Raw genomic sequence first — 3,970 nt, forward strand, 5'->3', positions numbered from 1 at the left:
GGTTTGGAATAAACGTAGAAAAGTTTAATTTTCATTTTGAAAATGACTATGATCCCCTAAAACTATTAGGTGACTATGGAGACAGATATCGGACTAGTGCTATTGAAATAGATTACAGAGTATATAAAACTAATAACTTAGTCGTTGTTTTTAACATATTTACTGGAGATTCAGAACAAGGGGGTATTATTCCTAACTCTCAAGGTGCTTCTGGTAAACATGGAGATTATAGTTTACTCAAGCCTAATGGTAGTCCAGTTAATAGTAGAGATAGATCAATAGGTAATATTTATTTGGGTTTAAGGGAATTAAACTTAAAAGATGGGGATGCATCTTTCATACTAGGCTTTGATAATATGCAATTTCGTATGGGCTGGAGCAGTGAAGAAATAAGAAACGCTATCCAAAATAATTTTCATGATTTAATTGCTAACCCTAGAATACCTCCGCGAGATGTTCAGGGAAAATTTTATATTAAGTTTGGAACCAACCATGGTCAGACTTTGTAACCTTGATTGACACGACTTGGCAATTTTCATGGAGAAAAGAGAGCAAAAAGATAGTACGATGAAAAAATTGAGAGCTTAAAAATCAATTAGAGAGATGATACCTCTAGTAGGAGTACCCAAATCAATAGCTGAGTCTCTAGAAAAATATCGAGAGCTCTTTCCACGAGCTAAAGGATTTGAAACAGTAAGTCGCTTCATCACAGGGTTAATACTGAGTCCTAACAAAACCCTAGAAGGCATTCATTCACAACAGTTGTGGGAAGAGGGCAAAGCAATCAAAAGAAGGGCAATGCACCATGGGGTGTTTGAAGCTAGATGGAAGAGTGAAGAAATAATGCCCAAACATCGAGAAATAATTGCTTCAGAACATCAAGATCGAGGGCAAGAAGTAATAAGCTTAGATTGGACATTAACTCATCATGAGAAAGGAGAAAAAATCTATGGAGTCAAAAAGCAATATGACTATGTAGAAGGCAAGATGAGTCGCTACCAAACAGTCGTGACCGCCAGCATAGCGAATCGGGAAATCATCGATGGCATCGAAGTAGTAGTACAAGAACCAAACTATGAGAAGGAAGAATTCGCTTACTTAGAAATGACTAGCCAAGAAAGTTATGAGCAGATGGAGCAAGTTAAAGAAAGGTTGTTGGAACTGCTCTATTATCAGAAAAATCGCTTAGCTTATCGCAAAAGAACCGAAATTGCCGTAGATATAGTCAAACAAATAGAGGCAGAAGCTCGTTTTCCAAAAGCAAATTATGCATTTGATAACGGAGTATTGAATTTGACTTTAACAGAAGTAATTGAACAGTCAGGAAAACATTGGGTGAGTGAAATCGAAAAAAACCGCAATATCAATTGGAAAGGGAACTGGACGAGAGTTGATGTCATAGAAGAAGAGCTGAAAAATACTAGTCCATCAAGCTTTCGTCATTGTCAGGTTCAAGGTCGGAACGGAAAATTAAAATCGTTTTGGGCCTTTACTAAAGTGGTTCGGCTGAAAAAATATGGGAAGAAGCGATTAGTAATTGCTCATGAAACTGAAGATTTAAGTGATACTCCCCGCTTTTTAATCACAGATGCTCTGCATTGGGATATAAGCAGAATTATTCAAACCTGGAATTATCGTTGGTCAGTGGAAGTTTTTCACGAGTTTTCCAAACAAATAACTGGTTTGGAGTCTTCTCAGGTACGCAAGGAGGAAGCGGTTAAACGCCACTTTCGTTTGAGTTGCGTAGCGCAGTCGATGCTTCAAAGAGTTACTTGTAGTGGTCAGACATCGGAAAAATTTAAGTTCGCGAAGGAAAAGCCAACTATTGGTCAGCGCATGTATTTCTTGAATCGTGAAGCCTTGGGTCAATTATTGTCTTTAGCTGAAGGCTTATTTGCTCAAGGTAAATCTTGTCAGGACATTTTGGAGGTATTTATGCCTGCTTAAAATCATTTTATTGTTGATTTCAACCTCAATTTTGCCAAGTCGTGTGATTGACGGACAAAACTGGAAAAAAGAGAGGTGAAACCATTGTTTAAAGAAGACTTCAAGTCTTACCGTGTTAATTGCAACACAAACAGGTAAGCGATGAAAATCTCCTCTCCTCTATATCATCCATTGTTCAAACTTCTGGTTCCATCAAAAGCTTGGACCGATCTACGTCATCTTCAAACTTTTTGCTGGATTGGAGATGTAACCATCTTTGTGCTATAGCAACTAGAATATAATTCATGGCTGCGGATGGAGCATCTAAAGGTTCAACATTGAGCTCAGCACAAGCTTGAATCAATTTTAAGTTGAATAGTGATTTAAGTGAATCCCTAAGGAAATCATCTGCAGTAACTAAAAGAGCTTTAAGAGAGACTAAAACTTGAGCTTGGGCTTTGACAGCAGTGTCTTAGCCACTTTAATGACTCGTATCATTTCTACTAGGCCATTATTAATTTTAGGAATAGCAGTAGGTTGCCCTGAGAGAACATGACGAGCAATCTTTTCCGCGTCAATTACATCGTCTTTTTCTCTGTATCGCTTATTTGACACAACTTGGAAGGTTTCTCTGTAGAAAAGAGATTTATAAGAGAAAAAACACTTATTGAGGCATAATCACCGCCAAAACTTGTTCTGTAGATTTACCTTGAGCTAATAAGTTTTGAGTTAGTTGAAGTAAATTGTGTAAAGCTTCACGAGTAAGAGTATAGAGGCGTTGACCAATGGTTGACTCGTTTTCTGGAGCCTGGTTAAATCTTTCAGATTTACCTCCACTGCAACTAGCGGATTGAAGTGCCGATTGCGCTACACAACTTAAACAGAAATGGCGTTTTACCGCTTCTTCATTCCGTAGCTGAGCCGACTCAAAACCCACCAGTTGTTTAGAGAACTCATGAAAGGTTTCCACTGGCCAACGATAACTCCAAGTATTAAATACTCGATTCGCATCCCAATGCAAAGCATCAGTTAAGAGAAATCTTGGGGCCTCAGAAAGGTCTGATTTCTCATGGACAATCACCAATCGTTTTCGACCATACTTTTTGAGGCGAACTACTTTGGTAAAAGCCCAAATTTCTCGTTGCTCCTGATTACGACAGCGTACGGATTTGTGACGAAAGCTTTCTCGATGCTGAGTTTTTAATTCTTCTGCTACTTGGTCAACTCTTTGCCATTGACCATTCCACATAATATTTCGCGAACGCTCTACTTCTGTAACCCAATGTTTACCCTTCTCTTCAATCAGCTCCGTTAATGGTCGAGACAATACTCCTTGGTCGAAGGCATAGTCGGCAGAGGGAAATTTGCCTTCGGTTTCTATTTGACGGACTATTTCAACAGCAATTTCAGTTCGTTTGCGATAAGCTAGTCGATTTTTTTGATAGTAAAGTAACTCTAGTCAACGCTCTCGAACTTGCTCCATTTGTTCATAGTTTTCTTTCACTGTCTCATTTAAGTAGATTAACTCTTCTTTTTCATGGTTGGGTTTCTGGAGCTCGACTGCTATCCCATCTAATCTTTGATGATTGGAAACTACTGCCGTCACGACAGTTTGATAGCAACTCCAACAGCGATTTACGTAATCATAAGCAGATTTAGCCCCAAATATTTTTTCACTATAAGGATGATAGGAAAATGTCCAATCTAATGCGATGATTTCTCTTCCTTTTCCACTATGTATCGTATCTATTTTATTTCGATGTTCTGTCATTAATTTTTCGTACTGCCAACCCGCTTCAAACACCGCTTCATGCATTGCCCTTCGGCTGACTTTGTTTTCTTCGTTCAATACCAATTGACTATATATGCCTTGAACTGTTTTGTTTGGACTTATTAGTAACCCACTAATGTAACGACTAACATGTTTAAATCCTGCTTCTTTACGAAAGACTTTTCGGTATGATTCAAGGAACTTTGCAATCGTTCTGGGTATGCCAACTAGAGGAAGCATTTTTCTTGACTTATATTTCCTTCTTTACTTTCT

The 3,970-nt window shown here is 38.3% G+C and carries 6 protein-coding genes; 2 read left to right on the forward strand and 4 right to left on the reverse strand.

Features of this window, described 5'->3' with window-relative positions; all coding sequences use genetic code 11:
• Nucleotides 1–509: polymorphic toxin type 23 domain-containing protein (locus tag XEN7305_RS00275; RefSeq protein ID WP_006507283.1), on the forward strand; the 509-nt coding region annotated here is incomplete at its 5' end.
• A gap of 94 nt (nt 510–603) precedes the next feature.
• Nucleotides 604–1,947 (forward strand): transposase, encoded by a 1,344-nt coding sequence (locus XEN7305_RS29605; protein WP_006507284.1) that lies wholly within the window; start codon nt 604–606, stop codon nt 1,945–1,947.
• 175 nt (nt 1,948–2,122) lie between these two features.
• Here the strand turns inward: XEN7305_RS29605 and XEN7305_RS28810 are convergent, their stop codons facing one another.
• From XEN7305_RS28810 to XEN7305_RS29480, 4 genes are all read right to left on the reverse strand, one after another.
• Nucleotides 2,123–2,290 carry a hypothetical protein gene (locus XEN7305_RS28810; RefSeq protein WP_158500363.1) on the reverse strand — a complete coding sequence of 56 codons (168 nt, stop codon included), beginning with the start codon at nt 2,288–2,290 and terminating at the stop codon, nt 2,123–2,125.
• 74 nt (nt 2,291–2,364) lie between these two features.
• Nucleotides 2,365–2,541: a hypothetical protein gene (locus XEN7305_RS28815; protein ID WP_158500364.1), complete on the reverse strand. Its 177-nt coding sequence runs from the start codon at nt 2,539–2,541 to the stop codon at nt 2,365–2,367.
• A gap of 49 nt (nt 2,542–2,590) precedes the next feature.
• Complete coding sequence (locus XEN7305_RS29475) at nt 2,591–3,331, reverse strand: transposase (protein ID WP_369792501.1); 741 nt, start codon at nt 3,329–3,331, stop codon at nt 2,591–2,593.
• 54 nt (nt 3,332–3,385) lie between these two features.
• A complete protein-coding gene (locus XEN7305_RS29480; protein ID WP_202951222.1) occupies nt 3,386–3,775 on the reverse strand; it encodes a hypothetical protein in 390 nt (129 codons plus the stop codon).
• Nucleotides 3,776–3,970 lie beyond the last annotated feature (195 nt).

The organism is Xenococcus sp. PCC 7305, assembly GCF_000332055.1.
Classification (GTDB): Bacteria; Cyanobacteriota; Cyanobacteriia; order Cyanobacteriales; family Xenococcaceae; genus Xenococcus.